Annotated in this window: 24 protein-coding genes and 1 pseudogene; 13 read left to right on the top strand and 12 right to left on the bottom strand. The window is 66.8% G+C overall.

From position 1 onward, the window contains the following. Positions 1–9: 9 nt before the first annotated feature. From AX769_RS17345 to AX769_RS17325, 5 genes are all read right to left on the bottom strand, one after another. Positions 10–468, bottom strand: a complete 459-nt coding sequence (locus tag AX769_RS17345; RefSeq protein ID WP_066281842.1) for a ribose-5-phosphate isomerase — start codon at positions 466–468, stop codon at positions 10–12. After that, positions 465–2,249 (bottom strand): dihydroxyacetone kinase family protein, encoded by a 1,785-nt coding sequence (locus AX769_RS17340; RefSeq protein WP_066281841.1) that lies wholly within the window; start codon positions 2,247–2,249, stop codon positions 465–467. The genes AX769_RS17345 and AX769_RS17340 overlap by 4 nt, the downstream gene beginning before the upstream one ends. Before the next feature lie 87 nt (positions 2,250–2,336). Next, positions 2,337–3,638: an NtaA/DmoA family FMN-dependent monooxygenase gene (locus AX769_RS17335; RefSeq protein ID WP_066281840.1), complete on the bottom strand. Its 1,302-nt coding sequence runs from the start codon at positions 3,636–3,638 to the stop codon at positions 2,337–2,339. A 57-nt stretch (positions 3,639–3,695) separates the two neighbouring features. Then, complete coding sequence (locus AX769_RS17330) at positions 3,696–5,030, bottom strand: NtaA/DmoA family FMN-dependent monooxygenase (RefSeq protein WP_066281838.1); 1,335 nt, start codon at positions 5,028–5,030, stop codon at positions 3,696–3,698. 28 nt (positions 5,031–5,058) lie between these two features. After that, positions 5,059–6,687 carry an ABC transporter substrate-binding protein gene (locus AX769_RS17325; protein WP_066281837.1) on the bottom strand — a complete coding sequence of 543 codons (1,629 nt, stop codon included), beginning with the start codon at positions 6,685–6,687 and terminating at the stop codon, positions 5,059–5,061. Between the two features lie 250 nt (positions 6,688–6,937). Here AX769_RS17325 and AX769_RS17320 point away from each other — a divergent pair, with 250 nt between their 5' ends. Both AX769_RS17320 and AX769_RS17315 read left to right on the top strand, forming a co-directional pair. Next, entirely contained in the window at positions 6,938–7,714 is a 777-nt protein-coding gene (locus AX769_RS17320; protein ID WP_082763901.1) for a GntR family transcriptional regulator, read from the top strand. Between the two features lie 23 nt (positions 7,715–7,737). Then, a complete protein-coding gene (locus tag AX769_RS17315; protein WP_066281834.1) occupies positions 7,738–8,550 on the top strand; it encodes a hypothetical protein in 813 nt (270 codons plus the stop codon). 7 nt (positions 8,551–8,557) lie between these two features. On the opposite strand, the gene AX769_RS17310 is transcribed toward AX769_RS17315, so the two are convergent. Further along, positions 8,558–10,516, bottom strand: a complete 1,959-nt coding sequence (locus AX769_RS17310) for a cellulase family glycosylhydrolase (RefSeq protein WP_066281833.1) — start codon at positions 10,514–10,516, stop codon at positions 8,558–8,560. A gap of 169 nt (positions 10,517–10,685) precedes the next feature. On the opposite strand from AX769_RS17310, the gene AX769_RS17305 reads away from it, so the two are divergent. From AX769_RS17305 to AX769_RS17285, 5 genes and pseudogenes are all read left to right on the top strand, one after another. After that, on the top strand, positions 10,686–12,047 hold the full coding sequence (locus tag AX769_RS17305) for an ABC transporter substrate-binding protein (RefSeq protein WP_082763900.1): 1,362 nt from the start codon (positions 10,686–10,688) through the stop codon (positions 12,045–12,047). Between the two features lie 105 nt (positions 12,048–12,152). Next, the gene (locus tag AX769_RS17300; RefSeq protein ID WP_066281830.1) at positions 12,153–13,034 is read left to right on the top strand and encodes a carbohydrate ABC transporter permease; all 882 of its coding nucleotides are present in this window, start codon (positions 12,153–12,155) and stop codon (positions 13,032–13,034) included. Then, positions 13,027–13,815: a carbohydrate ABC transporter permease gene (locus tag AX769_RS17295; RefSeq protein ID WP_066281829.1), complete on the top strand. Its 789-nt coding sequence runs from the start codon at positions 13,027–13,029 to the stop codon at positions 13,813–13,815. Before AX769_RS17300 ends, AX769_RS17295 begins: the two co-directional genes overlap by 8 nt. Before the next feature lie 49 nt (positions 13,816–13,864). Next, positions 13,865–14,404, top strand: a complete 540-nt coding sequence (locus AX769_RS17290; RefSeq protein WP_082763899.1) for a PadR family transcriptional regulator — start codon at positions 13,865–13,867, stop codon at positions 14,402–14,404. A 4-nt stretch (positions 14,405–14,408) separates the two neighbouring features. Beyond that, positions 14,409–16,123 (top strand): annotated as a pseudogene (locus tag AX769_RS17285) (ABC1 kinase family protein). Between the two features lie 47 nt (positions 16,124–16,170). Here the strand turns inward: AX769_RS17285 and AX769_RS17280 are convergent. Further along, entirely contained in the window at positions 16,171–17,112 is a 942-nt protein-coding gene (locus AX769_RS17280; protein ID WP_066281827.1) for a LysR family transcriptional regulator, read from the bottom strand. A gap of 123 nt (positions 17,113–17,235) precedes the next feature. Between AX769_RS17280 and AX769_RS17275 the strand changes: the two genes are divergently transcribed. From AX769_RS17275 to AX769_RS25770, 3 genes are all read left to right on the top strand, one after another. Further along, the gene (locus AX769_RS17275; RefSeq protein WP_066283910.1) at positions 17,236–18,228 is read left to right on the top strand and encodes a DUF1852 domain-containing protein; all 993 of its coding nucleotides are present in this window, start codon (positions 17,236–17,238) and stop codon (positions 18,226–18,228) included. Positions 18,229–18,248: 20 nt separating this feature from the next. After that, positions 18,249–19,286: a methionine synthase gene (locus AX769_RS17270; protein WP_066283913.1), complete on the top strand. Its 1,038-nt coding sequence runs from the start codon at positions 18,249–18,251 to the stop codon at positions 19,284–19,286. Between the two features lie 267 nt (positions 19,287–19,553). Beyond that, positions 19,554–19,688: a hypothetical protein gene (locus tag AX769_RS25770; RefSeq protein ID WP_255359404.1), complete on the top strand. Its 135-nt coding sequence runs from the start codon at positions 19,554–19,556 to the stop codon at positions 19,686–19,688. 20 nt (positions 19,689–19,708) lie between these two features. On the opposite strand, the gene AX769_RS17265 is transcribed toward AX769_RS25770, so the two are convergent. Together AX769_RS17265 and AX769_RS17260 are read right to left on the bottom strand one after the other, a co-directional pair. Continuing rightward, positions 19,709–20,749 (bottom strand): amidohydrolase family protein, encoded by a 1,041-nt coding sequence (locus AX769_RS17265; protein ID WP_066281826.1) that lies wholly within the window; start codon positions 20,747–20,749, stop codon positions 19,709–19,711. Then, positions 20,746–21,582, bottom strand: a complete 837-nt coding sequence (locus tag AX769_RS17260; protein ID WP_066281824.1) for an SDR family oxidoreductase — start codon at positions 21,580–21,582, stop codon at positions 20,746–20,748. Before AX769_RS17260 ends, AX769_RS17265 begins: the two co-directional genes overlap by 4 nt. A gap of 71 nt (positions 21,583–21,653) precedes the next feature. Here AX769_RS17260 and AX769_RS17255 point away from each other — a divergent pair, with 71 nt between their 5' ends. Both AX769_RS17255 and AX769_RS17250 read left to right on the top strand, forming a co-directional pair. After that, entirely contained in the window at positions 21,654–21,893 is a 240-nt protein-coding gene (locus AX769_RS17255; protein WP_066281823.1) for a hypothetical protein, read from the top strand. Between the two features lie 411 nt (positions 21,894–22,304). Next, positions 22,305–23,012, top strand: coding sequence for a substrate-binding domain-containing protein (locus AX769_RS17250; RefSeq protein ID WP_157887703.1), 708 nt, complete (start codon positions 22,305–22,307; stop codon positions 23,010–23,012). Between the two features lie 12 nt (positions 23,013–23,024). Here AX769_RS17250 and AX769_RS23225 read toward each other — a convergent pair whose 3' ends face one another. Then, a complete protein-coding gene (locus AX769_RS23225; RefSeq protein WP_157887702.1) occupies positions 23,025–23,156 on the bottom strand; it encodes an excalibur calcium-binding domain-containing protein in 132 nt (43 codons plus the stop codon). 126 nt (positions 23,157–23,282) lie between these two features. Here AX769_RS23225 and AX769_RS17245 point away from each other — a divergent pair, with 126 nt between their 5' ends. After that, the gene (locus AX769_RS17245) at positions 23,283–24,728 is read left to right on the top strand and encodes a DHA2 family efflux MFS transporter permease subunit (RefSeq protein ID WP_082763896.1); all 1,446 of its coding nucleotides are present in this window, start codon (positions 23,283–23,285) and stop codon (positions 24,726–24,728) included. Between the two features lie 346 nt (positions 24,729–25,074). On the opposite strand, the gene AX769_RS24230 is transcribed toward AX769_RS17245, so the two are convergent. Both AX769_RS24230 and AX769_RS17240 read right to left on the bottom strand, forming a co-directional pair. After that, on the bottom strand, positions 25,075–25,305 hold the full coding sequence (locus AX769_RS24230) for a hypothetical protein (RefSeq protein ID WP_157887701.1): 231 nt from the start codon (positions 25,303–25,305) through the stop codon (positions 25,075–25,077). 281 nt (positions 25,306–25,586) lie between these two features. Then, positions 25,587–26,612 carry an IS30 family transposase gene (locus AX769_RS17240; protein ID WP_157887825.1) on the bottom strand — a complete coding sequence of 342 codons (1,026 nt, stop codon included), beginning with the start codon at positions 26,610–26,612 and terminating at the stop codon, positions 25,587–25,589. Positions 26,613–26,624: the final 12 nt, after the last annotated feature.

The raw sequence follows: 26,624 nt of genomic DNA, 5'->3' as shown, positions 1-26,624 counted from the left end.
CACGGGTCGTCAGCGCGCCTCGTAGGCGCGGATCTCCTCGACCTTGTCGTTCGACGCGCTCGATGGGTCGAACTCGTAGGTGAGCCACTCGCGCACGTTGCGCCGCGCGACCTCGAGCCCGACGACGCGCTGGCCCTGACAGAGCACCTGGGCGTCGTTCGACAGGATGCTGCGCTCGACCGAGTAGCTGTCGTGCGCCGTCACCGCGCGGATCCCGGGCACCTTGTTCGCCGAGATGGCCACGCCGAGGCCTGTGCCGCAGAAGAGGATGGCCCGGTCGGCTTCGCCGCGGGCCACGATCTCGGCGGCGGCCGTCGCGACGGTCGGGTAGTTCGTGCCGCCCGACGCATCCACGCCGACGTCGACCACGCTCGCTACGCGGTCGTTCGCCTCGAGATCCTTCTTGATCGCCTCTTTGTAGTCGTAGCCGGCGTCGTCCGAGCCGATCACTATGCGAAAGGTCGTCATGATGTCTCCTTGTCGTGCTGGTTGTCGTGCTGGTTCTCGTGCTGTTCTGAGAGCGTGGCCGCGACGGCAGCCGCGAGGGCTGCGAAAGACACGGCACCAGGATCAGGAGACCCCACCGCCTTCTCGCCGTGCGTCTTGGCGCGCCCGAGCTTCGGCGACAGGGCGGTCGTCGACTCGGCTCCGCGCGCCGCGGCCTCCGCGGCGTCCGCCCACGCCTCGGCGAGCGAGGTGCCTGCACCCACCTGCGCGGCGAGGGTGTCGGCGAACGGCACGAGGGCGTCGATCATGGTCTTGTCGCCGAGCCCGGCGCCGCCGACCCGCATCACCGACAGGCGGCCTTCGTCGACACCGATGGCGACCTGCTCGGCCGTCGGCACCACGGTGTCGGACAGCTGATTCGCGATGCTGCGGAGGATCAGCCCCCACAGGGCACCCGAGGTCCCGCCTGCCCGGTCGGCCCAGGCGGCCGCCGCGCGCTCGAGGAGGGTGCGAGCGCCGGCCCCTGCGGCGAGAGCCTCGCGGGCGGCGTCGAGGGCGGCGTTCGCCCCGCGCTGCATACCGATGCCGTGGTCACCGTCGCCGGCGATCGAGTCGAGGTGGCCCCACTCGGAGGCGGAGTCGGCTGCGATGTCAGCGATCTTCTCGAGGACGGTGGCGAGGCGTGACGCTGCCGCGTGGGAGTCGGTCGATGCCTCGGGCACGGACTCCTGTACGTCGTCACGGCCTTCGGTGGTGGCGGCCGCAGCCGTCTCTGCCACAGGGTGGGCGGCGACCGCGCCGCGACGGAACGCGGGAGTGTCGGTCGGAGCCAGCCAGAGGCGCTCCAGCTCGTCGTCGACCCAGAGCAGCGTCAGCGAGGCCCCGGCCATGTCGAAGCTGGTGCAGAACTCGCCGATCTGCGGATCGACGATGACGAGCCCGCGGTCGCCGAGCAGACCCGCCAGCGACCGGTAGACGACGAAGAGCTCTTCGCTCTTGACCGAGCCCAGCCCGTTGAGGATGGGCACGACTCGGGCGCCGTCGACGCTCACCCCCGCGGGGATCTCGGCGTCGGCCAGCAGGTGCTCGACGAAGAGCCGGGCGAGCCCGTCGGCCGTCGGGATGTCGGTCTCGTCGATGCCCGGCTCGCCGTGAATGCCGAGCCCGATGGCCATGCGCCCCTCGGGCACCGAGAAGAGCGGCTCGTCCGCCCCGGGCAGGGTGCACCCGGTGAAGGCGACGCCCATGGATCGCGTGCGCTCGTTGGCCAGGATCGCGAGGCGTTCGACGTCGTCGAGGCTCTGCCCCTCCTCGGCGGCGGCGCCCGCGACCTTGAAGACGGTGAGGTCGCCGGCGATGCCGCGGCGGGTGTCGCGCTTGTCGGGGGTGGCGCTGAAGATGTCGTCGGTGACGAGCACGGTGCGGCAGTCGATGCCGTCTGCCCGCACCGCCTCCTGCGCCGCCGTGAAGTTGATGACGTCGCCGGCGTAGTTGCCGTAGCTGAGCAGAGTGCCCTTGCCGCGGTCGCTCGCGCGGATGACCGACTCGACCTGGGTGGTCGAGGGCGACGCGAAGAGGTTGCCCATCGCGGCACCGTGAGCGAGGCCCGGCCCGACGAGCCCGGCGAACGCGGGGTAGTGGCCGGAGCCGCCGCCGATCACGAGCGACGGGCCCGCCTCGGGCGAGCGCGTCGTGCGCGTCACGCCGCCGCGCACCTGCCGCACGTAGCCGGGGTTGGCGAGGGCGAACCCGTCGATCATCTCGTCGACGAACCGTTGCGGGTCGTTCCATAGACGTGTCACGTGTGCTCCTCCATTGGACCAGCTGTGTCGTCGAAGATCCTACAGGATCTATGAAGCGGCGCGTCGAGAGGAAACGGCGTCCGGGAGTCAGAACGCCAGCAGGTTCTCCCGGAAGGTGTCGTGCTCGTAGCCGTCGCGGATGAGGCCGCGACGACGCAGCTCGGGGGCCAGCCCGTCGCAGACCTCGGTGATGTTCTTCCGGGTCACCGGGAGGCCGATGAGGAAGCCGTCGCCGCCGACCTCCTGCATGACCTCGTCCATCTTCGCCGCGACCGTCGCCGGCGTGCCGATGAGCTCGACCGAGTTGCTGGTGAGGCGCTGCGCCGGGAGGGCCTCCCGCAGCGTCTTGCCCGTCGCCTGCTTCATGAAGGCGTCGACGACGCTCTGGTGGCCGTTGCTCCTGCCGGTGAGGTCGGGCAGGGGCTCGTCGAGGTCGAACTTCGAGAAGTCGAAGCCGCTCGCGTACGAGAGGGCGGCGAGGTCGACCTTCACGTTCTCGCGGCCGGCCTCGTCCATGCGTGCCTTCTTCTCGTGCGCCTCGGCGTCGGTGTCGGCGAGGATGGGCGAGACGAGGAAGAGCACCTTGGCATCGTCGGCGTCGCGGCCGAACCCGGCGGCCCGGCGGCGGATGTCGTCTCGGTACTCCTTCATCCTGTCGACGCCGGGAGCCGTGGCGATCAGCGTGTCGGCGTTCTTCGCTCCGAGGTCGCGGCCGGCGGGTGACCCGCCGGCCTGGCAGATGACGGGATAGTGCTGCGGCGACGGCACGGTGTTGAGCGGGCCGCGGGTCTTGTAGAACTGCCCCTCGAAGTTGGCGTGACGCACCTTCGACGAATCGGCGAAGACGCCCGAGGCCTCGTCGAGCACGAGCGCGTCGGCGTCCCAGGAGTCCCAGAGCGCCTTGACGGCCTGCACCCACTCGTCGGCCATCTCGTAGCGCAGGTCGTGTTCGAAGTGCTGGTCGTAGCCGTAGTTCTGGGCGGCCGCGTGCGGGCTCGCGGTGACGAGATTGATGCCCACCCGCCCGTGGCTGAGGTGGTCGAGCGTGTTCATCAGCCGGGCCGCGAGGAAGGGCGGGTAGAACGGCGTTGCGGCGGTGGCGATGATGCCGAGCTTCTCGGTGGCCGCCGCGAGCAGCGGCACGAGCGGCATCGGGTCGTGGCGGACGGTGCCGACACGCAGCGCGTGCTCGAACGAGCCGCCCAGGACGTCGGGCAGCACGCTCGAGTCTTCGAGCATCATGTAGTCGAACCCCGCGCGCTCGAGCGAGGTCGCCATGTCGATGAAGAGCTGGGGGTTGGCGACGTCTTTGCCGACGTTGCCCGACCACTGCTGGTTCCACGCGTATGCGCCGAACCCGTAGCCGAGGAACCAAGCCATGTGGAACATGTGTGTCCTGTCCGCCCCACCGCGCGGGGCCGTTGCGAAGAGAAGAAGGGGAGCGACTCAGAACGCGAGGAGGTTCTCGCGCAGGGTCGCGCCCGAGTAGCCGTCGCGGATGGCCCCGCGGCGACGCAGCTCGGGGGCGAGCCCGTCGGCGACCATCGCCATGTTGAAGCGTGTGGTCGGCAGGTAGAAGAGGAATCCGTCGCCGCCGATCTCGTCCATCAAGTCGTCCATCTGCGCTGCGACCGTTGCGGGCGAGCCGACGAGCCCCATGTTGCCGGTCTGGCGGTTGGTCGAGACGACCTCGCGCAGCGTCTGGTCCTCGCGCCCGTCGAAGAGATTCGAGATCGAGGTGTGCTCGCCGTTCTGCTTCGAGAGGTCGATGTCTCTGACCTTCGTGTCGGGGTCGATGCCGCCGAAGTCGATACGCCCGCCGGAGGTGTACGACATGTTCCAGAGGTTGTACTCGACGGCCTTGTCACTGGCCATGGCGAGGCGGGCCGCCTCGGCGTGATCCTGCGCCTCGGAGTCGGTGGCCGCGATCGTCGGGGTCACGATGAACAAGAACTTCACGTCGTCGGGGTTGCGCTCCTCGGCCACGACGCGGGCACGCATGTCTTCGCGGTAGGCACGGGCCTCGGCGGCGGTCTTGACGGCGGCGAGCATCGTGTCGTCGTACTTCGCGGCCAGGGCTCGGCCGGGGCCCGAGCTTCCGGCCGAGCACACCGGCACCAGTCGCTGCGGCCCCGGGATCGTGTTGAGCGGGCCGCGGCTCGTGAAGTACTCGCCCCGGAAGTCGATCGGCTGCACCTTCGTGTGGTCGGCGTAGACGCCCGAGATCGGGTCGGCGATCACCGCGCCCTCCTTCCACGAATCCTGCAGCTGCGTCACCACGTCGATCCACTCCATCGCCATGAGGTAGCGCTCGTCGTGGTCGAGGTGGCGCTCGTAGCCGAAGTTCTGCGCCACGCGATCGGTCACGCTCGTCACGACGTTCATCCCCACTCGCCCGTTCGTGAGGTGGTCGAGCGTGGTGAAGAGCCGTGCCGCGAGATACGGCGGGTACTGGATCGTCGACACCGTCGGGATGATGCCGATGTGCTTGGTCGCCCCGGTCAGGAGGGGCACGAGCGGCATCGGGTCGCTCTTCGGGGCCATGAACGCCCGCCGCAGACTGGTCTCGGCCGACTGCTGGTACGTGTCTTCGACCATCGAGGTGTCTTCGATCAGGATGTAGTCGAACCCTGCGCGCTCGAGACTCGTGGCGAGGTCGATGTAGATGTCGGGCTTCATCCAGTCGGTGACGTTCGAGCCGACCCAGGGGCCGTCGCCGTTGGTGGCGCTCCAGGGCTGAATGCCGTAGCCGTTGCCGAGGAACCATCCGAGGTGGAACATTCAGTGCCTTTCGTGGGGAGGGGTGGTGCTACTTGCCGGAGACGCTGAGCTGCGAATAGTCGATGACGCTGTCCGACCGGAAGACGTAGCCGTCGACGTTGTTCGCGAAGGCGTTCAGCGGCTGCACGTAGTTGATGTAGATCGTCGGCTGCTGGTCTTGCAGCACCTTCTGGGCCGCGTTCCAGTGCTTGCCGGCTGCCGCCTGAGTCGGGTCGCCGGCGTCGTTGCCCGCCGCGATGTCGTTCGTCAGTGTCGAGTCGGTGAAGTCGGGGAAGTTGACGGGCGAGTGCGGCGTGTAGAACAGCGAGAGCACGTAGGGCGGCGACTGGACCACCGCATAGTCGCGCTGCAGGTCGGCCTCGAAGGTCTTCGCCGTGAGCCCGGCCTGGAAGGTGGCCGAGTTGACCGAGTTGATGGTCACATCGAATCCTGCCGCTTTGACCGCCGACTGGATCTGCACGGCCGTCTCGTCGAGGTCGGGCACCGAGTTGTTGACCGTCAGGGTGAAACTGATCGGCGACTTGTAGCCCGCGGCCGCCAGGATCGACTTCGCTTTGGCGACGTCCGTCGTGTTGGCCTTCAGCCCCGACCCGTCGAAGCCCGGATCGGTCGACGAGAGGATCGTCGAGTTCGACGTGGCGCGGCCGGCGTAGACGTTCTTGTTGATCTCGTTGTACGGGATCGCGGCGGCGAGGGCGCGGCGCACGTTGACGTCTTTGAACACGCCCTTGGTCGTCAAAAGGGGCATGTAGACCCACGCGTTCGTCGGCACCGTGAAGATCTGCGCCTCCTTCGCCTTGGCGAGGGCCACCTGGTCGGCCGGGCGAAGCTGCACGGCGATCTGGGCGCTGCCCGACTTCAGCAACTGTGAGCGGGTGCCGGCGTCGGCCACGACCCTCTGCACTATGCGCTTCACTTTCGGCTCGCCGAGCGGGTAGCCGGGGTTGGCGTCGTAGATCATCTGCTCGCCCGGGGTGTAGCTGACGAGCTTGTAGGCGCCGAAGCCGTAGTCGGCGTGGGTGTTCGTCCACTTGACGGCGTACGGGTCGGCGGCCGTGATGTGGCTCTTCAGCGCCTTCAGGTCGTAGATGTTGTAGAGGGCGTTCGAGAGCAGCGACAGCATCGTGTAGCCGTAGCTCGCCTTGGCCACCTTCACCTGCACGGTCGCGTTGTCGACCTTCGTGAACTGCGTCGGCGAGGTGATGAAGGGGGCGCTCGCGAACGGGATGATGCTGGTCGCGGTGCCGAACTTCCGCTTCATCGAGAAGATCACGTCGTCGGCCGTCAAGGCGTTGCCGTCGACGCTCTTCGCCTTCGTGTCGAGATGGAAGGTGTACGTCAGACCGTCGCTCGAGACGTCATAGCTCTTGGCGAGCAGCGGCGTGAACGAGTTGTAGTCCTCGTGGCGGGCCTGGCCGCCCGTGCCCGCGACGTACTTGTTGCGGATGAGGGTCGAACCGGTGTTCGTGAAGAACTCGGCGGCCTCGTAGCCGGTGGCGCTCGTCTCGTACGAGAAGCTCTGCGGCTGGGCTGCCGTGACTATGACGAAGGTCGAGGCCGGGGTGGACGCGCTGCCCGACGAGCTGCAGGCGGCGAGGGCGAAAGTGCCCGCGGTGAGGAGCGCAAGTGCGGCGATGATCCTGCGAGGTTTTCTCATGGCGCAATGCTGGCGGCCGGACGTTTCGACCGATCGCCGAAATCGTGACTCTCCGATTACGCATGCCAGATCGGCTCGGGTTCTCTGAAAAGTGCTGATCAGAGGCGGTGGGTTCGTTTGTAACGCAACCTCGTCACGGTGCCGTCGGAGCGACCGGCCTGCTAATCTCGTGCCACACCTCAGGCGTGCGGGTCACTGATGACGCGAGAAATGTGCGAACGCACACCTCGACGTTCTCCCTGGAGTCGCTATGACTGAAGTGGTCCCCGACCGGCCCCGAGCCCCCGAGCAGCCCCAAGCCCCCGAGCACCCTCGGGCCAAGGGCGGCACTGCCCATGGCCGCCAGCTCTCAGCGCGACGCGTGCGAGACCTGATCAGCCTGTCGATCCGCGAGGGGCACATCAACCCCGACGCCCCGCTCGCCGAGGACGACCTCGTGCGGCTCTTCGATTCGAGCCGGAGCTCGGTGCGGACGGCTCTCACGCAGCTCAGCGACAGCGGCTTCGTCGAGCGCAAGAGGCGGGTCGGCACGACGGTGACGAGCCTCGGCGTGCGAATCCCGCTCACCGACATCCGGGTCAACGGCGGCACGCAGAGCATCGACCTGCGCGTGCACGAAGACCGGCTGGTGCCGAGCTTCCCGCTCGTGCGCGAGCGTCTGCAGATCGACGACGGGACGGTGCGGATGATCGAGAACACCTTCGTGACCGAGGGGGAGGTGTTCGGCCTCCGCACCGCGTACTTCTCGGAGGTCTACGCGAGCGACCCGTGGGCGAAGCACGGGCCGGTGTCGATGTTCGACGTGATGACGGGCTTCTTCGACACGACACCCGGGCGCGTGGAGGTGTCGATCGGCAGCGACAACGCCGACGCACACACGGCCAAGACGCTCGGCATCGCAGAGGGCCGCAGTCTGATCGTGCGCGAGATGACCTACTTCTCGGACGAGGGCGTGCCGATCGAGCTGGTCTTCGACCGGTTCTGCGGCGACCGAGTGCGGCTCGACGCGTCGGTCGCCATCGCCTGACCGGGCGTCGATAGGATCCAACCGTGTGGCAGACCCTCCGCAGAGAGCTCGGCAGGATCCCCGCGTGGTCCAGTCGCCGGGCCGTCCGCGCCGCGATCACGGCCCCGATCGCATTCGGGCTCGCCGGTCTCGTCATGCCGCCCTCGATCGCGCTCTTCGCGGCGTTCGGGTCGGTGATCCAGCTGCTCTTCGTCGAGTTCACCGGCCCCGGGCGGCAGGCGCGCACGGTGCTGTTCACCATCACGACGACAGCGCTCGTCGCGCTCGGCTCGCTCATGTCGACCGACATCGTCGTGGCTGCACTGGGGATCGCGGTGATCGCGTTCTGCATCTCGTTGACGGGCGTCGTCAGCCCCGCGATCGCCACCGGCACGCCGGCGGCGCTGTTCGTGCTGACGCTGGCCGGCACGGTGCCGGCGAGCATCGACACCGCTCTGCCGCGACTCGCGGCGTGGGGGATCGCGTCGGCGGGCGTCATCGTCGCGACCACCGTGATCCTGCCGGCACCCGACATCGACCCGCTGTGGTCGACGGCCATGGGCGCGCTGGACCGCCTTCGACGCGGCGTCCGCGGTGGGCCGACCGCGGATCGTGTCACCCCCCTTCGAACGGCGCTGCTGACCACCCCGCACCAGCCGGGTGCGCTGAGCCGGCGGCAGCGGCGGCTCGTCGGCCTGACGGACCGCGTGCTGCACCTGACCGAGGCGCTCGACCGGGTCGCGGTCGCCGTGTCGGGCAACGACGCCCTGCCCGCCTGGATAGCAGCCCAGCTCGACGCGCTGTCGTCCACTGTCGGCGCCGGCGTTCCGGCGATCGAGGCGCTGCCGCTGCGGTGACCGGGCGTCACCGCACCGTGCACGAGGCCCGGAGGATGGCGACCATCACACCGAACGGCGCGAGGTCGACGGAGGTGACTGCGTCGCCGTCGAGGGTCTCGAGCGAGCCCGAGGGCAGGGCCGGGGTGACTGTGACGGCGGCGTCCGACTGGCTCACGAACCAGACGTAGCGCGTGCCGTCGTCGTGCACCATCTCACTGGCCGAGACGATCGGATCGGGCACCGTGACGTCGCGCCGAACTCCTGCCTCAGTGGCGAGTGCGTCGTACAGCCGCCAGGTCGGTTCGGGGTTGACGAACGGCGCTGCAGAGGCGAAGTACTCGATCGGGTACGTGCCGAGCACCATCCAGCCGTCGCCCACGCGGTTGCGGAGGAACGCGGGCCGGCCGCGCTGGTCGACGGCGAGCACCTCGGCAGTCGTCGGCACGACGGGCAGGTACGCCCGTGAGTTCGCAGTGCCCGCGACCGGGAAGACGAGCTCGTCGCCGACCGAGAGGCCACCGAACGCCGACACCACCGTCACCCGCAGCTCGTCGTCGACGACCGGATCGACCAGGCCGTAGCGGCTCTGCTTCGTCACCCCGAACGTCTCGTCGAGGTCGGGCCACCACGGGCCGCGCTGGGTGCCGTGCTCGCCCAGGAAGACCGACGCGTAGACGGTCGCGCCGGCGGCGGCCAGGCGGCGCAGCTCGACCCACGACGGCGCGAGCAGCTGCTTCGCCGACGGCAGGATGTAGAGCGCGGCGTCGGTCGGGATCCCGTCGAGCTCGCGGGCCACGCCGAGGGGCAGATCGGCCTCGCGGGCGGCGATGTACGCCTGCCGCCCCGTCTCGAAGACGATCGTCGCATCCTGCGGCTGGGTGAACGGGTAGTCGGCTTCCTGGAAGGACGACACCACGAGCACCGCCTCGGCATCGGGCCGGGTGAGCCGGCCGAAACCGACGCGCTCGGACAGCTCGGCGAACCGTTTGACCTCGCGCGCCTGCTCCTTCGGCCGGCCGTCGCGATCGGTGACGCCGAAGTGCATCTCGAACGGGTGGTGCGAGTACGGCTCTGCCTCGACCAGCGCGTCGTAGTCCGTGTTGTTCCAGACGAGCCAGCCGGTCGCGCCGCCGAGCAGGGTGTTGTGAAGCACCTGCCGGTAGTAGTCGGCCGCGTGGGCTTCGCTCACGTAGTCGCTCGTCAGGCCGAACTCCTCCATGATCACGGGTTTGCCGCCGATGTCCAGCAGCTCGGCGATGAAGGCCGCGCCGAGGTTCTGCCTGATCTGGTCGGTCTCCATCCGGTAGACGTGCGGGCCGTGGAAGTCGACGAGAGGTGCGAGGTCGCGCACGCGGAATCCGTTGTCGGTTCCGGTGACCTCGCGGCCCCACGCGCCGTCGCCGATCGAGATCGGCTGCGTCGCGCCGCCCAGCTTCACCGCGTCGATCAGGATCTGCGCCCAGCTGTTCACGGTCTCGAAGTTGTTCGTGCCGATGCCGCGCGACCGCCAATCGCCGTAGATGGGGATCTCGTTGCTCAGCAGCCAGCCGGCGACGGCAAGATGCGACGCGAACCGGCTGGTCAACTCTCTGACGTACCACGCCTGCTTGGCCACGAACCAGACGTCGCTGTAGAGCTCGCGGTCGCCGCGCCACGCCGGGTCCCAGTTCTGGCCGGACATGTGCCCGACGAGGAAGGTCGGGATGGTCGTCATGCCGCGGGCCTCGTGCTGGTCGAGGAAGTCGCGGAAGCGCTCGACGAGCGTCTCGTCGAGGGCGTCGGGGGTCGGCATGAAGTCGTGCCAGTAGAAGAAGCTGCGCGTCACGGTCATGCCGTGATCGCGCATCACGTCGAGCTCGTTGCCGACGACTTCCGGGTCGTAGTCGCGCCACATCCGGGGCCCGCCGACTCGTGACCAGAAGTTGACACCGATCCAGGTGACGGGTTCGCCATCTCGGATCAGCTTCGCCGAGTGCCTCTTCATGTGCGGGTCCTTTCGCCGGTGGAGGTGCCGACGAACAGCTTATCGGAGCCCGAAAAACTTTCTTACAATTTGATTGTAATTTGGTTGAGCCGTCTTTAGACTCAGAAAACGCAGCGCTGCAGAGCCTGAGCGCCGCCACACCGCAGTGTCCCGACTCCAAGGAGAAACAATGTTGTTTCGTAGAAAAACTCTGACGCGATCTCTGGCGGCCCTCGGCGCGCTGGCAGTCGTGGCAGGGGCTCTGACAGGCTGCTCGAGCGGCTCGTCATCGAACACCGGCTCGGCCGACTCCGGCAACATCACCTGGTGGGGCTGGACGCCCGACACCAATGTCGCGGCCCGCGCCATCACGGCGTTCGAGAAGAAGTACCCCAAGATCCACGTCACCTACAAGAAGATCCAGGACCAGACCTTCGGCGCCGCCCTCCGCCCGGCTCTCGCCTCCAACGACGGCCCCGACGTCTTCAACACGCTCGTCGGCGGATCGGGTGCGGCGATCAGCATCTACGGCACGGACGCCGTGAACCTCACCCCGGCCATGGTCAAGCTCCGCGGAGCCGACTGGAAGAAGGGTCTCTACGCCGCGGGCATCAAGGACTTCACCGTCGACGGCCAGCTGAAAGGCGCCCAGGTGGGCAAGGTCGCCGCCGGCATGCTCTGGATCAACAAAGACCTGTTCGACAAGTACAAGCTGAAGCCGCCGACAACCCTCAAGCAGTGGATCTCGGTCTGCAAGACCTTCCGTGCGAACGGCCTCGGCTGCCTCAAGGAGGGCGTCGACACCGCCGGATTCGAGGTCGACACCCTCCACTCGATCGCCGACAGCATTCAGCCCGGCTGGTGGACCAAGGCGACCGACGGCAAGGTGAAGTGGACCTCCGCCACGGGAGTCGAGATGCTGAAGGACTGGAAGGCCCTCGACACCGACGGCATCCTCGACCCCGGCGCTCTCGGCATCCAGCAGTACCCGGACGCCAACAACGCCTTCCTGTCGGGCAAGGCCCCGATGGTGCAGATGGGCACCTGGTACCGCCAGTACACCGAGCAGAGCGACCTCAAGGCCGCACTCTCGGCCGCCGGCGTGCCGAGCAGCACGAAGCTCATCACGATGGTGCCGATCCCGTTCCCGTCGCTGACCAGCGCGAACAACAAGCCCGGCCTCTTCGGCGACCCCGACTACGCGCTGAGCGTCAACAAGAAGTCGAAGCACATCGCCGCAGCGACCACCTTCGCCCTCTGGTTGAGTTCCACCACCGAGGGTCAGCAGATCATCGCCAACAACCTCGACGAGGACCCCGTGCTCTCGAGCGTCTCGGCCGACCTCAGCCAGGTCAAGCTGGTCAACCCGACGGTGCAGACCCCGTATCTGCAGGCCTCGGCCAAGCAGTCGAGCAACGTGACGCAGCCCCGCCTCGCGAACATCTCGGCCGCACTCGACCAGGCGATCGAGGACGCCGCGTCGACAGTGCTCGGCGGGCAGGCGACACCGCAAGCCGCCGCCTCGACACTGCAGGGGGCCTCGGGTCAGTAGTCGATCCGCAGCCCGCGGGGCGCACGCCGAGAGTCGAACACCGGCTCTTGCGCCCCGCGGGCTGCTCCCTGCCCACCCCTGTTCTCCGATCGGAGTTGATCTCTCGTGAACCGCGCCATCCGAACCTCGGGATTCATCTGGATCCTGCCCGCACTGGTCGTCTCAGTCGGCCTCATCTACTACTGCATCATCTACACCGGCTATATCTCGACCCTCAACTGGGACGGCGTCAGCCCCGACAAGATCTCGGTCGGCCTCAAGAACTACGTCATGATCTTCGGCGACCGGGTGTTCTGGAAGGCGATGATCCATACGATCATCTTCTTCGTCGTCACGTTCGTCTTCCAGGTCTTCCTCGGCCTGCTCTTCGCCGTGCTGCTGCACTCGAAGGTCAAGGTCGCCGCCGTCTACAAGGTGGTCGTGTTCTTGCCCGTCGTGCTCGCTCCGGCGACGATGGCCCCGGTCTTCCGGCAGATCTACTCGCCGACAGGTGAGTTCAACACGCTGCTGTCGCACATCGGCCTCGGCTTCCTCCAGCAGCCGTGGCTCGGCCAGTCGTCGACGTCGCTCTCGGTGATCATGTCGATCGCGATCTGGAGCGGCACCGGTATCTCGTTCATCCTCTACTTCGCGGCGATGAGTCAGATCGAGAACGAGATCCTCGAGGCGGCCAGGATCGACGGGGCCGGCAACATCCGCACCATCGTCAGCATCGTCTGGCCGGGGCTGCGTGGCACGACCGTCGCCATCGCGATCCTGACGGCCATCGGGTCGCTCAAGACCTTCGACATCCCCTGGCTGGTCTCGCAGGCCGGCCCGAACTACTCGACCGAGTTCCTCGGCACGTTCATCTACCGCGAGGGCGTCCCGCTGAACGCGGTGGGCTTCGCCGCGGCGCTGAGTGTCATGCTGCTGATCCTCGCCGTCGCCATCGCCATCATCCTGCGCCTCGGTGGGCGCGAGAGAGGAATCGTCGAAGATGTTTGAGACCCGGAGGTGGCCGTCGAAGGTCATCCTGCAGATCGTCATCACCCTGCTCGTCTTGCCGTTCATCTTTCCGCTGATCTCGATGATCCAGGGGTCGCTGGCCGGCACGGGGTGGAACAACTACCGCGTGGTGCTCGGCATCTCGCAGCTGCCGCTGTTCTTCCGCAACAGCGTCATCATCTCGGCCTCGGTCATCGCGATCGTCTACGTCTGCACGATGCTCGCGGCGTTCGCCTTCTCGAAGCTGCACATCCGCGCGAAAGAGGTCTACTTCTGGCTGCTGCTGGCAGCACTCACGCTGCCCGAGGTGGTGCTGCTGGCACCGCTGTTCGCCACGGCGACGGCGATCGGGATCTACGGGACGTACCTCTCGGTGATCCTGCCGCTCGCTGCCCTGCAGATCCCGTTCACCGTGCTGCTCGCCCGCAACTTCATGGACGGCATCCCGAACGAGCTGATCGACGCTGCCCGCGTCGATGGCGCCGACACCTGGAAGGCCTTCCGCTACATCGTGCTGCCGCTGACCTCGCCGATCGCCGCCGCGCTCGTCGTGCTGACGCTGATCGGGTCGTGGAACGACTACCTGCTGCCGCTGGTCTTCCTGCAGGATCCGAACCTCCAGACGATCACGCAGGTGCCCGACTTCTTCATCGGCGAGTTCAACAACGACCAGACGAAGATCCTCGCGGCGGCCGTGCTCACCGCGATCCCCGAGGTCGTCGCGTACCTGCTGCTGCAGCGGTTGTTCGAGCGGGGACTGTCGGCGGGGGCGCTGAAGTAGAGGAGGAAGTATCGTCGAGGAGTGCCACTCGTCCTGAAAGGACACTCCCATGCCCCCATCGTCTTCCCACGGCTTCGATCTGCGGAATGCGGCCGACAGGTTGCGTAACGCATTCAGCACAGTCGCCTCGGCGAGCACGCGCAGTGACGGCCGGGAAGGCGGCGACATCCGCACGGCCGTTCTGGTCGAGCTCGGCGAAGAGCCGATGCACGGCTACCAGATCATCCGTGCGATCGAGACCCGCTCCGGCGGGTTGTGGACGCCGAGTCCCGGCACGGTCTACCCGACTCTCCAGTTGCTCGTCGACGAAGCACTCGTAGTGGCCGAGCAGGTCGGCGAACGAAAGGTCTACACGCTGACAGACGCCGGACGTCGCGCTGCCACAGAGGTTTCCGACGCGGAGCCGCCACGGGAGCAGCCGCGTCGTCAGGGCGTCCAGAGCGCCGTCATCCTCGCCAAGTCGGGCGTCGCGCTCGCCCAAGCGCTGACGCAGATCGCGCAGTCCGGGGCACCTCAGCAGTCCGAGCGCGCGGTCGCCATCGTCGACGAGGCGCGCCGCAAGCTCTACGCGATCCTCGCCGAAGGCTGACAGCATGCCGCAGGCCGGCAGCACGCCTTCCGCACCCCAGACCAGTCGAGCCTCGCGGTCGCGCTACCGGAAGATCGTGCGATTCGCCGCGATCTTCCTGGCGCAGGCCTGGTGGTACGAGCTCGTCCTTCCGCGCATCGGCCTCCGCCGATTCTCGGCTCGAGGAAGGACCGCGAGACTGCAACACCTTGCCCGCCGGTTCCGGGCCCTCGCGGTCGATCTCGGTGGGCTGATGATCAAGGTCGGGCAGTTCCTGTCCGCGCGACTCGACATCCTGCCCCCCGAGATCACGAGTGAACTCGAAGGGCTGCAAGACGAGGTGGCAGCGGAGCCATTCGACAAGATCCGTGCGCAGACCGAGGCCGAGCTGGGGATGCCGCTGAGCCAGGCGTACACCTCGTTCGAACCGACGCCGATCGCAGCGGCATCCCTCGGCCAGGCCCACCGCGCGCGCCTGTCGCCGACCCTTGCCGCGGATCTCGGTTTCGACGACGTCATCGTCAAGGTCCAGCGACCGGGCATCGACGAGATCGTCGCCGTCGACCTCGCTGCGCTGCGCCGAATCGCCGGATGGCTGTCGCACGTTCGCCTCGTATCGAAACGGGCGGACGCACCCGCGCTCGTCGAGGAGTTCGCGGTCACGAGCCTGGAAGAGATCAACTACCTGCACGAGGCCGGGAACGCCGAGCGATTCGCGCGCGATTTCGCCGCCGACCCGCTGGTGGAAGCACCTGTCGTCGTCTGGGAGCGCAGTTCGCTGCGGGCACTGACCCTGTCCGACGTCACTGCGATCAAGATAACGGACGTCGCAGCACTGGCCCGAGCCGGCATCGACCCGGCTGCAGTCGCCGGACAGTTGGCTCGCGTGACGTTCCAGCAGATCTTCGTGTCCGGGTTCTTCCACGCCGACCCGCATCCGGGAAACATCTTCGTCACTCCGACGAGCAACGATTCAGCGTCGGGCGCGGGCGAGAGCTGGCACCTGACTTTCGTCGATTTCGGCATGATGGGCGAGATCTCGGACACGCTCCGCGGGGCCTGCAGAAGTTCATCCTCGCCGCCGTCGGACGAGACAGCCGAGCTCTGGTCGCCTCGCTCGAAGAGCTCGGCGTGCTCTTGACGTCGGCCGACACGGACGAACTCGAACGTGCCATGACCACGCTCTTCGAACGTTTCGGAGGGATGGGGATCGCCGAGATACAAACCATCGACCCGCGCGAGCTGGAGGCGTTCGGCCGCCAGTTCGGAGAGACGATCCGGGGCCTTCCCTTCCAGCTGCCGGAGAGCTTCCTGCTCTTGATTCGCACCATCTCGCTCGTCTCGGGCGTGACGAGCGCCCTCGATCGCGACTTCAACATGTGGGACTCCGTCGAACCCTTTGCGCGCACTCTGCTGAGCTCCAACGGCCGGGATGCCCTTCGCGACCTGCCGCAACAGGCCCTTTCGTACGGTGCCACGATGGCCCGGCTCCCGCAGAGGCTGGACGAGCTCGCAACTCGCCTCGATCGTGGGCAACTCGCCGTTCGCACCCCCGAGGTCGACCGGCGCCTCCGCGCCGTCGAACGTTCGGTGAACCGGCTCGGTTCAGCAATCGTCTTCGCGGCTCTGCTCGTCGGGGGAGTGCTGGCGCACCCGACCGACGAGGTGTTCGGCTGGATTCTCGTGGCAGCCGCCGCTCTTCCGCTGCTGCATCTCGTCGTGACGCTTCGGAGGCGTTAGCGCACAATTCGGCCTCGTGCGACGACGCGCTCGCCCAGGCCGAGCACCTAGCCGAGCAGCGCAACGCCGAAGCCGGCGACGACGGCCCGAACCTCAGCGAGGTAGCGCTGCCCCTGATCGGTGAGGGGGATGGCGGAGTGGCCGATCCAGCCGATCTCGATGTGCTCGTCGACGTCGAGGGGCACAGCGACGATCTCCGGGTCGAGGTCGTCGCTGATGATGCCCGTCGAGATGGTGTAGCCGTTGAGCCCGATCATGAGGTTGAAGATCGTCGCCCGGTCGGACACACGGATCTCGCGCTTGCTCGACAGTGTCGAGAGGATCTCCTCGGCGAAATAGAACGAGTTGTTCGTCCCCTGGTCGAACGTGAGCCGCGGCAGGTCGGCGAGATCGGCCAGGGTCGCGCGATCCTGCGACGCCAGCGGGTTCTTGCGCGAGATGAAGATGTGCGGTTCTGCGACGAAGAGAGGGTGGAACACGAGCCCGGAGTCTCGGAGCAGTTTGTCGATGACGTTCCGGTTGAAGTCGTTCCGGTAGAGGATGCCCAGCTCGCTGCGCAGCGTCCGGACGTCCTCGATGATGTCCCAGGTGCGGGTCTCGCGCAGCGAGAACTCGTATTCGGCCGCCTCGGACGTCTTGACCATCTGGACGAACGCATCGACTGCGAACGAGTAATGCTGCGCCGACACCCCGAGCAGGCGTCGCGACGGCGGCCGACCGAGGTAGCGCTGCTCGAGGAGCGCCGCCTGCTCGACGACCTGCCGTGCATACCCCAGGAACTCCGTCCCGTCGGTGGTGAGCGTGACCCCGCGAGCGGAGCGGAGGAGGAGCGAGCGGCCCACTCGGGTCTCGAGATCTTTCATCGCCGAGGACATGGTCGGCTGGGCGACGAAGAGCAGGTCGGCTGCCGCGGTGATCGATCCTTCCGCGGCCACTTCTATGAAGTAGTGGAGTTGCTGCAGCGTGATGCCGCTCGTCTGCCGGGCCATAGGGAAAGACTATAGGGCGCCATCGAAGCTGCGAATTACTCGATGCCCCCTGTGCTCGGGCACGATGGACACATCGACTTCCACCAGGCCATCGCGGCCCATCAGCCACCGGATTGGCCGCTCATGGCGAACGAGTTCACGTTCAGTATCACCACCACCCGCTTCGACGAAAACTACACGCCGTCCGAGAGCTCGCGCGCCACGACGAACTTCGCCAACCTGGCTCGAGGCGAGCACCGCCAGCAGAACCTCCGCAACGCCCTGACGATGATCGACCGTCGATTCAACGACCTCGCGCACTGGGACAACCCCACCGGAGATCGCTACACCGTCGAACTCGAGATCGTCACCGTCGAGCTGCAGTTCACGGCGGGAGGCGAAGACCAGGAGTTCCCGCTGCTCGAGGTCCTCGATATCCGGATCGTCGACCGGCAGACCGGTGCGCGTCACCAGGGGATCGTCGGCAACAACTTCTCGTCCTACCTGCGCGATTTCGACTTCAGCGTGCGTCTGCCGGAGGTCAACGACGGCGCCACGGGATTCACCGTCCCCGACGACTTCGGCGCTCTGCACGGCCGGCTGTTCCAGCATTTCCTCGACTCCGGCGTGTACCAGGAGCGCTTCCCGACGTCGCCCGTCATCTGCATCAGCGTCTCGACGAGCAAGACCTACCGTCGCACCGAGAACCACCACCCGATCCTCGGTGTCGAGTATCGACAGGACGACTACTCGCTGACCGACGACTACTTCGCGCGCATGGGGTTGACCGTCCGGTACTTCATGCCGCCGGGCAGCGTGGCGCCGCTCGCGTTCTACTTCAAAGGCGACCTGCTGAACGACTACTCCACCCTGCAGCTCATCGGCACCATCAGCACGATGGAGACCTTCCAGAAGATCTATCGACCGGAGATCTACAACGCGAACTCGGCCGCCGCGAGCATCTACCGACCGAGCCTGACCGAGGAGGACTTCTCGCGGACAGGCATCGCCTACGACCGCGAGGAGCGCAACCAGCTCGCGGTCAGGCAGGGCAGGTTCACCGAAGAGCACTTCGTGAAGCCGCACGGCGAGGTGCTGCAGCGCTGGGCCGCCACCTACCCCACCCCCGTCCGATGACCGACGGAGAATCGACGATCATGAACAGCCTCCTCCCCACCTCCATTGTCGGCAGCCTGCCGAAGCCGTCGTGGCTGGCCGAGCCAGGGACTCTCTGGTCTCCCTGGAAGCTGGAGGGGGATGAGTTGGTCGAGGGCAAGCAGGATGCGCTGCGCCTCGCAGTCCACGAGCAGCAGAGGCGCGGCATCGACGTCGTCAGCGACGGCGAACAGACCCGCCAGCACTTCGTCACGACCTTCATCGAGCACCTCGGCGGAGTCGACTTCGAGCGACGCGAGACGGTCCGGATCCGCGACCGCTACGACGCGAGCGTGCCGACCGTCGTCGGGCCCGTGAGCCGCGACAAGCCCGTGTTCGTCGACGACGCGAAGTTCCTGCGTCAGCAGACCGACCAGCCGATCAAGTGGGCTCTGCCGGGCCCGATGACGATGATCGACACCCTCTACGACAACCACTACAAGAGCCGAGAGAAGCTGGCGTGGGAGTTCGCCACGATCCTCAATCAGGAGGCTCGAGAGCTCGAAGCCGCGGGGGTCGACGTCATCCAGTTCGACGAGCCCGCATTCAACGTCTTCCACGACGAGGTGCAGGACTGGGGAGTGGCGGCTCTCGAACGAGCGGCGGAAGGCTTGCGTGCCGAGACCGTCGTGCACATCTGCTACGGCTATGGGATCAAAGCGAACAACGACTGGAAGTCGACGCTCGGGCCGGAGTGGCGCCAGTACGAGAAGTCGTTCCCGCTTCTGCAGCAGTCGATCATCGACACTGTCTCGCTGGAGAGTCACCACTCTCACGTGCCGATGGACCTCATCGAGCTCCTCCGCGGCAAGAAGGTCATGATCGGGGCCATCGACGTGGCAAGCGACACTGTCGAGACGCCCGAGGAGGTCGCCGACACCCTTCGCAAGGCGCTCGAGTTCGTCGACGCCGACAAACTCGTCGCGAGCACGAACTGCGGCATGGCGCCGTTCGTCCGCGACCTCGCGCTCGAGAAGCTGAGCGCGCTGAGCGCGGGTGCGGACATCGTCCGCGCAGAGCTCACTGTCGTTCGGCGCTGACCGCTCGTCGTCGTGAGGCGCTCGACGATCGACTTCCGGACGCCGAGTCGTGCGGTCTCCTGCGAGGTGTCGAAGCCGACTCCGTCGTCGGCGATGACCACGACGAACTCGTCGTGCGCTCAGGATGCCGAGACCTGGCGGGCCACGGGGCCTGGGCCGGCGTGCTGTGCGCTGTTCATGAGGGCCTGAAGGGCGGCTGCGAATTCCCCTTCCCGCTCGAGGCAAGGACGTCCGGGTCCGGACGCGCTTCATCACTGCGACCGCCTGATGGTCAAAGGCGTCGATCATCGCGAGCAACGGTTTCAGGTGCCGAATCGTATAGTCGTCAGGCTCGCGCAGCTCAAGGCCGCCCGTGCGACGGCCATCGGTACGGCCTTCTGCGCCGACATCAGCCCGGAGTGAGGTCAACCCGCGTCGTGTCGTCAGCGCTCGCCGCGGAAGAGTGCAGCAGCGTTGTCGAAGGCGATGGCCCGTGCAGCCGCGGGGTCCAGCTCGCCGAGCACCTGCCTCGTGTACTCGTCGGATGCCCACGGGAAGTCCGTCCCCGATAGCAGGTGCTCGACTCCGACGACGCGGATCGCGTGCTCGATGTCGACGGCGGTCGCATTGTTGCAGTCGTAGTGGATCTTCGCGAGGTAATGGGATATCGGATGCGGCAGATTTCTCGTCTGTCCGTCGTTCGCGATGTACCACTGGTCGTCGGGAAACCTCAGCGACAGTTGCTCGAACCGGCCCAGGCTGGTGAGGATGCCGCCGCCGAGATGTGTGGCGACGATCGTGAGATCGGGATGATTCTCGAGCACACCTGCTTTGACGATGTCGAGCAGTGTCGTTCGCTGGTCGTCGAGGTACCCCGAGAAGGTCGGGATGTTCTTGCGTGGAACAGCCGAAAACTCGACGGGCTCCCACGACGGGTGGATGACGACCGGGATTCCCAGTTCGTCCGCCGCGGCGAAATAGGGCTCGAAGGCCGGATCGCCAAGGAGCACGCCTCCGTAGTTCGACATGAAGATGACGGCGGCGAGGCCGAGCTCATCGATGGCACGGCGCATCGCGCCGACGCCCTTGTCGCTCCAGAGCTGGCCGTCAGGGGCGGTTCCCGCTCGCACGAGCGCCGGAGGGGGCGCGATCGACGCGACTCCGAGCAACTGGGGGTGGTCGGCGACGCGTCCCGCGAGCCAGGTGTTCGTCCGGTCCGCCATTCCAACGAGCTGCTCGGGGGGAAGGTCGGGAAAATCGAGAGTGATGCTCACGATTTGACGCGTGCCACCCTCCAGGGCGGCGATTCTTCTCGCACCCGTCAGGTCGTCGGCCGCCGTCGCGAGAACATCAGAGACGATGATCTCCTTCGTCCCCTCGGAGAGGCCCGGCACCTCCCTGATTCCCGAGGATGCGGTTGCAAGCCCGCGAGGATCGATCGCGTGAGCCTGGACATCGAAGAGGGGCCCCGCGTATCCGGTCATCGGTCGTTCTCCTTGCTGCTGGCCTGCATTTCCGGCGTCTCGAAGGCGAGACGATTGCGCGCCACCCAGTCGGCGAACGTCCGCGGCGATCGACCCGTGACCTGCTCGACCGTGGCCGTCAGCTCCAGTTCGTCGGGCTTCGGGCTGCCCGTGAGAGCCGAGAGGTAGTCGTGCAGGTCGGGCCCCATCTGCGGGCTCGCCGCGCGGAACTGCTCGTCGGTCACCTCGGCGAAGTCGACCCGGCGCCGGATCGCCTCGGCGAGCACCTCGACCTTCTGCCGAGGGCTCAGCCGCTCGGGCCCGGTGAGAGTGAAGGTGGCACCGACGTGCTCGTCGCCAACCAGGGCGACGGCGGCGACGGCGGCGATGTCGATCGGGTCGATGACGGGTATCGCGACGTCTCCGTACGGCGCACGGACCGTACCGGCCTGGACCATCGACTGCCACCAGAGGGCATTTGACGCGAACTGCCCGGGGTGCAGGATCGTCACACCGGGCACGGCGGCGCGAACGAGCGTCTCGTTCTCGCGCAGATGCCGTGCGTAGGCCAACTCCGGACGCGTCCGAGCCGTGATGGACGAGACGAGAACAGCCTTCCGCGTCTGCGACTCCGTCAATGCGCGTCCCAACTCCTTCGCATCGCCGGGAACGACGAGCAGCACCGACTCGACACCGTCGAGCGCTGCGACGAGGCCGGCGTAGTCCGAGGGGGCACCCTGGACCACCTCGACTCCGGTCGGCAGAGCGGCACGCGCAGGATCCCGAGACAGGGCTCTCACCTTCTCTCCCGCCGCGAGCAGGAGGTCGACGACCTCTCGACCGATCGGTGGCACCCGTCACGAGAATCATGCGTACTCCCTAGAATCAGTTATCTGTTTCTAGACTAGCCACCTACGCTGGGAGCATGTCTCAGCAAGCGCTGCTCTCGTCCGGTGATGTCGACGCGGTCCTGCCGTGGAGCCTCATCCGTGCCGCGCGGAAGGTGAGCTACCTCGTGACGGATGCGCTGACGCAGTTCGATCTGAGCCCTGTCGACTTCGGGATCCTGACCCACCTCGACGTGAACGGATCCGCAACGCAGGCCGAGCTGGCGCGGATGATCTACGTGCGACCCCAGAGCATTTGCGCAAGTTCAGAGCGGTGAACTGCGCTGGCAGAAGTATGCAGAAGACTTTGTTGCGAAGCAAGACAAATTACTTTGCGCAAATTGCAGGATCTCGATATGGTGGCCTCATGCCCGTCCCCGACCGACTCTGGAGGTCGTTGCGCGGCTCGCGGGCATAAGCGTCCCGACCGTGTCGAAGGTGCTTCGGGGCGGTACGGATGTCTCCGCCGCGACTCGCCAACATGTGCTCGACGCCGTGGCCCGCACGGGGTACCAGCCGCGTGTTTCAGCCCGGCAGCGCTCGGAGACGACTTCGATGCCGGCCCTGGTAGACCTCGTCCTGACCGCCGTCGACAACGCTTGGGCGACTCGCGCGCTGAGCGGCATCGAGGCCGAGGCGACCGACGCCGGAATCGGCGTGGTCATGACGATCGCGCGCGACACGGACGAATGGATGACGCGGCTGATGCGCCGTCGCTCGGAGGGGGCCGTCATCGTCGGCCTCGGGCCGACCGGGGTGCAGCTCGGCGCTCTGGCGGCCGCCGGCATTCCCGTGGTGCTCGTCGACCCTGTGATCAAGCCGCCCGACGACGTCTCGAGCGTGGGCTCGACGAACTGGGAAGGGGGCGCTCGGCCGGCGAGCACCTCGTCGGCCTCGGGCATCGCCGCATCGGGATCGTCGACGCGGGGCCTGGCACCCTGTACAACGCCGCCCGCGTCGACGGCTTCCGCTCGGCACTCACGAATGCGGGGCTCGACCTGCCGACGTCGAGGATCGTGCACGGAGACTGGTCGCGCGACGCGGCCGGCGAGGCCGTCCTCCCGGTGTTGGCCGGTGCCGACCGCCCGACGGCTCTCTTCGCATGTTCGGAGAGCATGGCGTTCGGCATCTACGACGCGGCCGCGTCGCTCGGCTTACGGATCCCGCAGGATCTCAGCGTGGTCGGCTTCGACGACCTGCCCGAGGCGCAGTGGGCGACGCCGCCGATGACGACCGTGCAGCAGCCGACGGCCGAGATGGGATCGGTGGCACTACGGATCCTGCTGGATCTGATCCGAGACCGGCGGGCTCCGCGTGGTCGACCGCGTGGTGTCACGCGGATCGAGCTCGCCACCCATTTCGTGGTGCGCGGCTCGACCGCGCCGCCGGAAGCCTGAGCGCGGGAGGAGTCAGTCGAGCTCGCAGGCGATGCCGTCTTTGTCGGCGTCGAGCTTCGAGTTCGCGTTGTAGAGGGTGAGGTCGGACTTCGGGGTGCCGGTGATCTTCTTGTCGGTGTTCGCTTTGGCGGTTGCGAACCGCATCGGTTCTCGTCGCAGGGGCATGGTCAGGCATCCGGGCATCCTTGATTAAGTGGGCAGGGTCTCCGTATTATGTGAGCACCCTCCCGTTTCTAGGTGGAACGATACCAACCTCATGAAGGATCCGCCATGACCACTACGAACTCCTCCGCCCGGCCCCAGACTTCTGGCCCCTCGCGTCCTGTGCGCCGGTGGCTGGTCCTGGCCATCTGCTGCATGAGTGTGGGTGTGACCGGAATCAACCTCACCATCGTCAACGTGGCACTGCCCTCGATCGGCCGAGACCTCGACGCGTCGGTCAGCAGCCTGCAGTGGACCGTGTCCGCCTACTCCCTCGTCATGGCGTGCCTCCTGCTGCTGTCCGGCTCGATGGCCGACAGGTTCGGGCGGCGACGCATCTTCCAGCTGGGCCTGGTGCTCTTCGCCGCCGGTTCTCTCCTGTGCGGTCTGGCACCCAGCGTCGGGTGGCTGATCGCATTCGTCAGCGTGCAGGCCGTCGGCGGGTCGATGCTGAACCCGGTCGCCCTGTCGATCGTCGCCAGCGTGTTCACCGACCGCGCCGAGCGTGCCCGTGCCATCGGCGTCTGGGGATCCGTCATCGGCATCACCATCGCGGCCGGCCCCGTCCTCGGTGGCCTCCTGGTCAGCGGACTCGGCTGGCGGTCGGTGTTCTGGATCAGCGTGCCGATCGCGATCATCGCCCTCGTGCTCACCCGAACGTTCGTCCCCGAATCCAAGGCCGCCACGGCACGTCGGTTCGACCCGTTCGGGCAGGTGCTCATCGTCGTGCTCTTCGCGTCGATCATTGCTGCAACGATCGAGGGCCCCCGCCGCGGCTGGAGTGACCCCTGGATCATCGGACTGTTCGCCCTCGCCGTCATGGCCCTCATCGCCCTGCTCGTCGTCGAGCCGCGCCGCTCACAGCCTCTGATCGACCTCCGGTTCTTCCGCAGCCCGCCATTCTCGGGGGCCAATGGCATCTCCGTCCTGATGTCGGCCAGTCTCGGCGGGTTTCTCTTTCTCAGCACGCTCTACCTTCAGGATGTCCGAGGCTTGACCCCGCTTCGTGCCGGGTTGATGATCATCCCTCTCGCCCTCGGCCAAGCCGTCGCCGCCAACCTCTCCGGGCGCATCGTCGCCGCGCGCGGCCCGCGACTTCCTCTCACGGTAGGCGGCGCACTCCTCGCCGCCGGCGGCTTCCTCCTGGTCCCTCTCACACCGCACACCGGCACCGCGTACCTCATCGTCGCCTACGCGGTCTTCGGCCTCGGCGTCGGCATGATCAGCCCCACGATCACCAACATCGCCGTCTCCGGGCTCCCCTCCGACCAGGTCGGCGTCGCCGGTGCAATCGCCGCCAGCGCCCGTCAGTTCGGCTCCTCCATCGGCGTCGCGGTCACCGGATCGCTCGTCGCCAGCACCGGCCCCGGCTTCACCGCCTCCAGTCACGTCGCCTGGGCCATCCTCGGCGGCTGTGGCGTCGCAGCCCTCGCCCTGGGGCTCCTCTCCACCAGCCGATGGGCTATCGGCGCGGCCACCCGAGACGGTCAGCGCGCGGCCGCCCAGGCAAGGTAACCCCCTTCAGCAACGTCGATGTCAGCCGTCCACGCGTCCACGCCGCCGCGGTGACCACGACGCCACCCGTCGGCCGACGCCCTGTGGCGACCCTGGCATCCTCAGTGAGCGCGAAGGCAGACGTTCGCCGCACGCCTTGGCAGATGTGCACGAGGGAACCGCCCGAGTGGGAACCGCTTGCGGGACGGGGCGGTTCGTCCATGGCATCAGGGAGTGCCCCGGAGGAATGCCTCCCCAGAGTGGAGAGGCTTGACGATGACGAACGCCACGAATCCGACGACGAAGACCGGGTGACTTAATTCTTTGGCCCTCGGCTGTCGCAGGCGAAAGGCACGAGGCGCAGCTTTCAAATCCAATGCCCTGTCTTCTTTATGGCCAGGCGCCGCAGGATCAGTATGGTGCCGACGCCTCCCGCGAAAATGAGGCAGCTTATGGCGCCGACAATAGGCCACACCACCACGCCAGGATGCCCCGCTGTATTGATGAAGCAGATAACCCCAAGAACACCGACGACAGCGATAGGAATGCCCGGCGAGATTAGTTTCTCCCAGATCCGCAGCACTTGTTTCGTGTTCACTGCCAGCTCCCATTTCTCTCAAACCACTGCACGCCGTGAGAGCGACCCAGCGGCAATCGTGGCCAATGAAATCTGAAAGCGAGGCTTAGTTCGAGGCCGCTCCCGACATATGATTTGGAAAATGAGCGACGGCCCAGACGGAAACACGGAGCCGCCTGACGCTGTAAGCACGAGTAGAAACGTCCCGAGGTCGCCTTGATAGCGGACCGTCGACGATGAGGCCGCATCACCAGATCCAACGCCGCCCGGGCGCCCGCAAGCCGAACGGCGGATTCTGGCGGTTATTGCAACAGGAGCTTCTCGATCGCTTCGATCGGTTTCTCGAAGGCTAATCGTTTGCGGGGTCGGTCGTTGAGTTCGGCGGCGACCCGGTCGAGGTCTTGCTCGGAGTGGATCGAGAAGTCGCTGCCTTTAGGGAAGTACTGCCGGAGGAGGCCGTTGGTGTTCTCGTTGATGCCACGCTGCCAGGGCGAGTGGGGGTCGCAGAAGAAGATCTTGATGTCGGCGTCGATGGCGGTCTGTTTCCATTCCCGCATCTCGACCCCCTGGTCCCAGGTCAGCGTTCCGCGGAGAGCAGCAGGCAGCGTCTTGATCTTCGCCGTCAGCGCGTCCCGCATCTTCTCAGCCGTGTAGCCGTCGGGCAGATGGACGAGCATGGTGTAGTTCGTCGACCGTTCCACGAGGGTGCCGATCGCGGTCTGGTTTCCCTTGCCGATGATCAGGTCCCCTTCCCAGTGGCCGGGGATGGCGCGGTCGTCGGCGTCCGCGGGCCGCTGGGAGATGTTGATCATGTCCGGGATCCGGTTCTTCCGCTGCCCTGTCTTCCTCGAGGGGTGGCGGAGCCCGCGGCCGGTGCGCAAATACCTGGTCAGCTCCTGCGTCAACGCGCCCCGGGACTGGACGTAGAGGGATTGGTAGATGGTCTCGGGTGACACCCGCATCTCCTCCTGGTCCGGGAACTCCCGTGTCAACCGTCCCGCGATCTGCTCCGGTGAGTACCTCTTCCGAAGGTCCTCCTCCACCTTCGCACGCAGGCGCAGATTCACGTGAAGCTTCGCCGGCTTCGGCCTCGACGCCCTCCGATACGCCAACACGTGAGCGGTCGTTAAACGATAAGGCGACCCTTGAGGGGTGTTCCAAGATAACTCCCGCGACACCGTCGACGTCGACCTCCCGATCACGGCCGCGATCTCACGCAACGACTTCCCCTGCGCCCGCAAGACCGCGATCTCTTCCCGGTCAGCAAACGTCAAACACCGCCCCTTGAGATCCCTGCCCCGCCGGGGTCGCACTCCGCCCGCAGCCATGAGGATCCGCGT

The sequence above is a fragment of the Frondihabitans sp. PAMC 28766 genome (genome assembly GCF_001577365.1).
Taxonomy (GTDB): domain Bacteria; phylum Actinomycetota; class Actinomycetes; order Actinomycetales; family Microbacteriaceae; genus Frondihabitans.
Note: the sequence above shows the minus strand (reverse complement) of the source record. Positions and strands in the feature narration are given on the sequence as shown.

What these genes read in the sequence shown, in the direction of transcription:
- AX769_RS17345 (WP_066281842.1), bottom strand. Translation starts at nt 468, where the DNA reads ATGACGACCTTTCGCATAGTGATCGGCTCGGACGACGCCGGCTACGAC.
- AX769_RS17335 (WP_066281840.1), bottom strand. Translation starts at nt 3,638, where the DNA reads ATGTTCCACATGGCTTGGTTCCTCGGCTACGGGTTCGGCGCATACGCG.
- AX769_RS17330 (WP_066281838.1), bottom strand. Translation starts at nt 5,030, where the DNA reads ATGTTCCACCTCGGATGGTTCCTCGGCAACGGCTACGGCATTCAGCCC.
- AX769_RS17325 (WP_066281837.1), bottom strand. Translation starts at nt 6,687, where the DNA reads ATGAGAAAACCTCGCAGGATCATCGCCGCACTTGCGCTCCTCACCGCG.
- AX769_RS17320 (WP_082763901.1), top strand. Translation starts at nt 6,938, where the DNA reads ATGACTGAAGTGGTCCCCGACCGGCCCCGAGCCCCCGAGCAGCCCCAA.
- AX769_RS17310 (WP_066281833.1), bottom strand. Translation starts at nt 10,516, where the DNA reads ATGAAGAGGCACTCGGCGAAGCTGATCCGAGATGGCGAACCCGTCACC.
- AX769_RS17305 (WP_082763900.1), top strand. Translation starts at nt 10,686, where the DNA reads ATGTTGTTTCGTAGAAAAACTCTGACGCGATCTCTGGCGGCCCTCGGC.
- AX769_RS17295 (WP_066281829.1), top strand. Translation starts at nt 13,027, where the DNA reads ATGTTTGAGACCCGGAGGTGGCCGTCGAAGGTCATCCTGCAGATCGTC.
- AX769_RS17290 (WP_082763899.1), top strand. Translation starts at nt 13,865, where the DNA reads ATGCCCCCATCGTCTTCCCACGGCTTCGATCTGCGGAATGCGGCCGAC.
- AX769_RS17280 (WP_066281827.1), bottom strand. Translation starts at nt 17,112, where the DNA reads ATGGCCCGGCAGACGAGCGGCATCACGCTGCAGCAACTCCACTACTTC.
- AX769_RS17275 (WP_066283910.1), top strand. Translation starts at nt 17,236, where the DNA reads ATGGCGAACGAGTTCACGTTCAGTATCACCACCACCCGCTTCGACGAA.
- AX769_RS17270 (WP_066283913.1), top strand. Translation starts at nt 18,249, where the DNA reads ATGAACAGCCTCCTCCCCACCTCCATTGTCGGCAGCCTGCCGAAGCCG.
- AX769_RS25770 (WP_255359404.1), top strand. Translation starts at nt 19,554, where the DNA reads ATGGTCAAAGGCGTCGATCATCGCGAGCAACGGTTTCAGGTGCCGAAT.
- AX769_RS17265 (WP_066281826.1), bottom strand. Translation starts at nt 20,749, where the DNA reads ATGACCGGATACGCGGGGCCCCTCTTCGATGTCCAGGCTCACGCGATC.
- AX769_RS17255 (WP_066281823.1), top strand. Translation starts at nt 21,654, where the DNA reads ATGTCTCAGCAAGCGCTGCTCTCGTCCGGTGATGTCGACGCGGTCCTG.
- AX769_RS17250 (WP_157887703.1), top strand. Translation starts at nt 22,305, where the DNA reads ATGGATGACGCGGCTGATGCGCCGTCGCTCGGAGGGGGCCGTCATCGT.
- AX769_RS23225 (WP_157887702.1), bottom strand. Translation starts at nt 23,156, where the DNA reads ATGCGGTTCGCAACCGCCAAAGCGAACACCGACAAGAAGATCACCGGC.
- AX769_RS17245 (WP_082763896.1), top strand. Translation starts at nt 23,283, where the DNA reads ATGACCACTACGAACTCCTCCGCCCGGCCCCAGACTTCTGGCCCCTCG.
- AX769_RS17240 (WP_157887825.1), bottom strand. Translation starts at nt 26,612, where the DNA reads ATGGCTGCGGGCGGAGTGCGACCCCGGCGGGGCAGGGATCTCAAGGGG.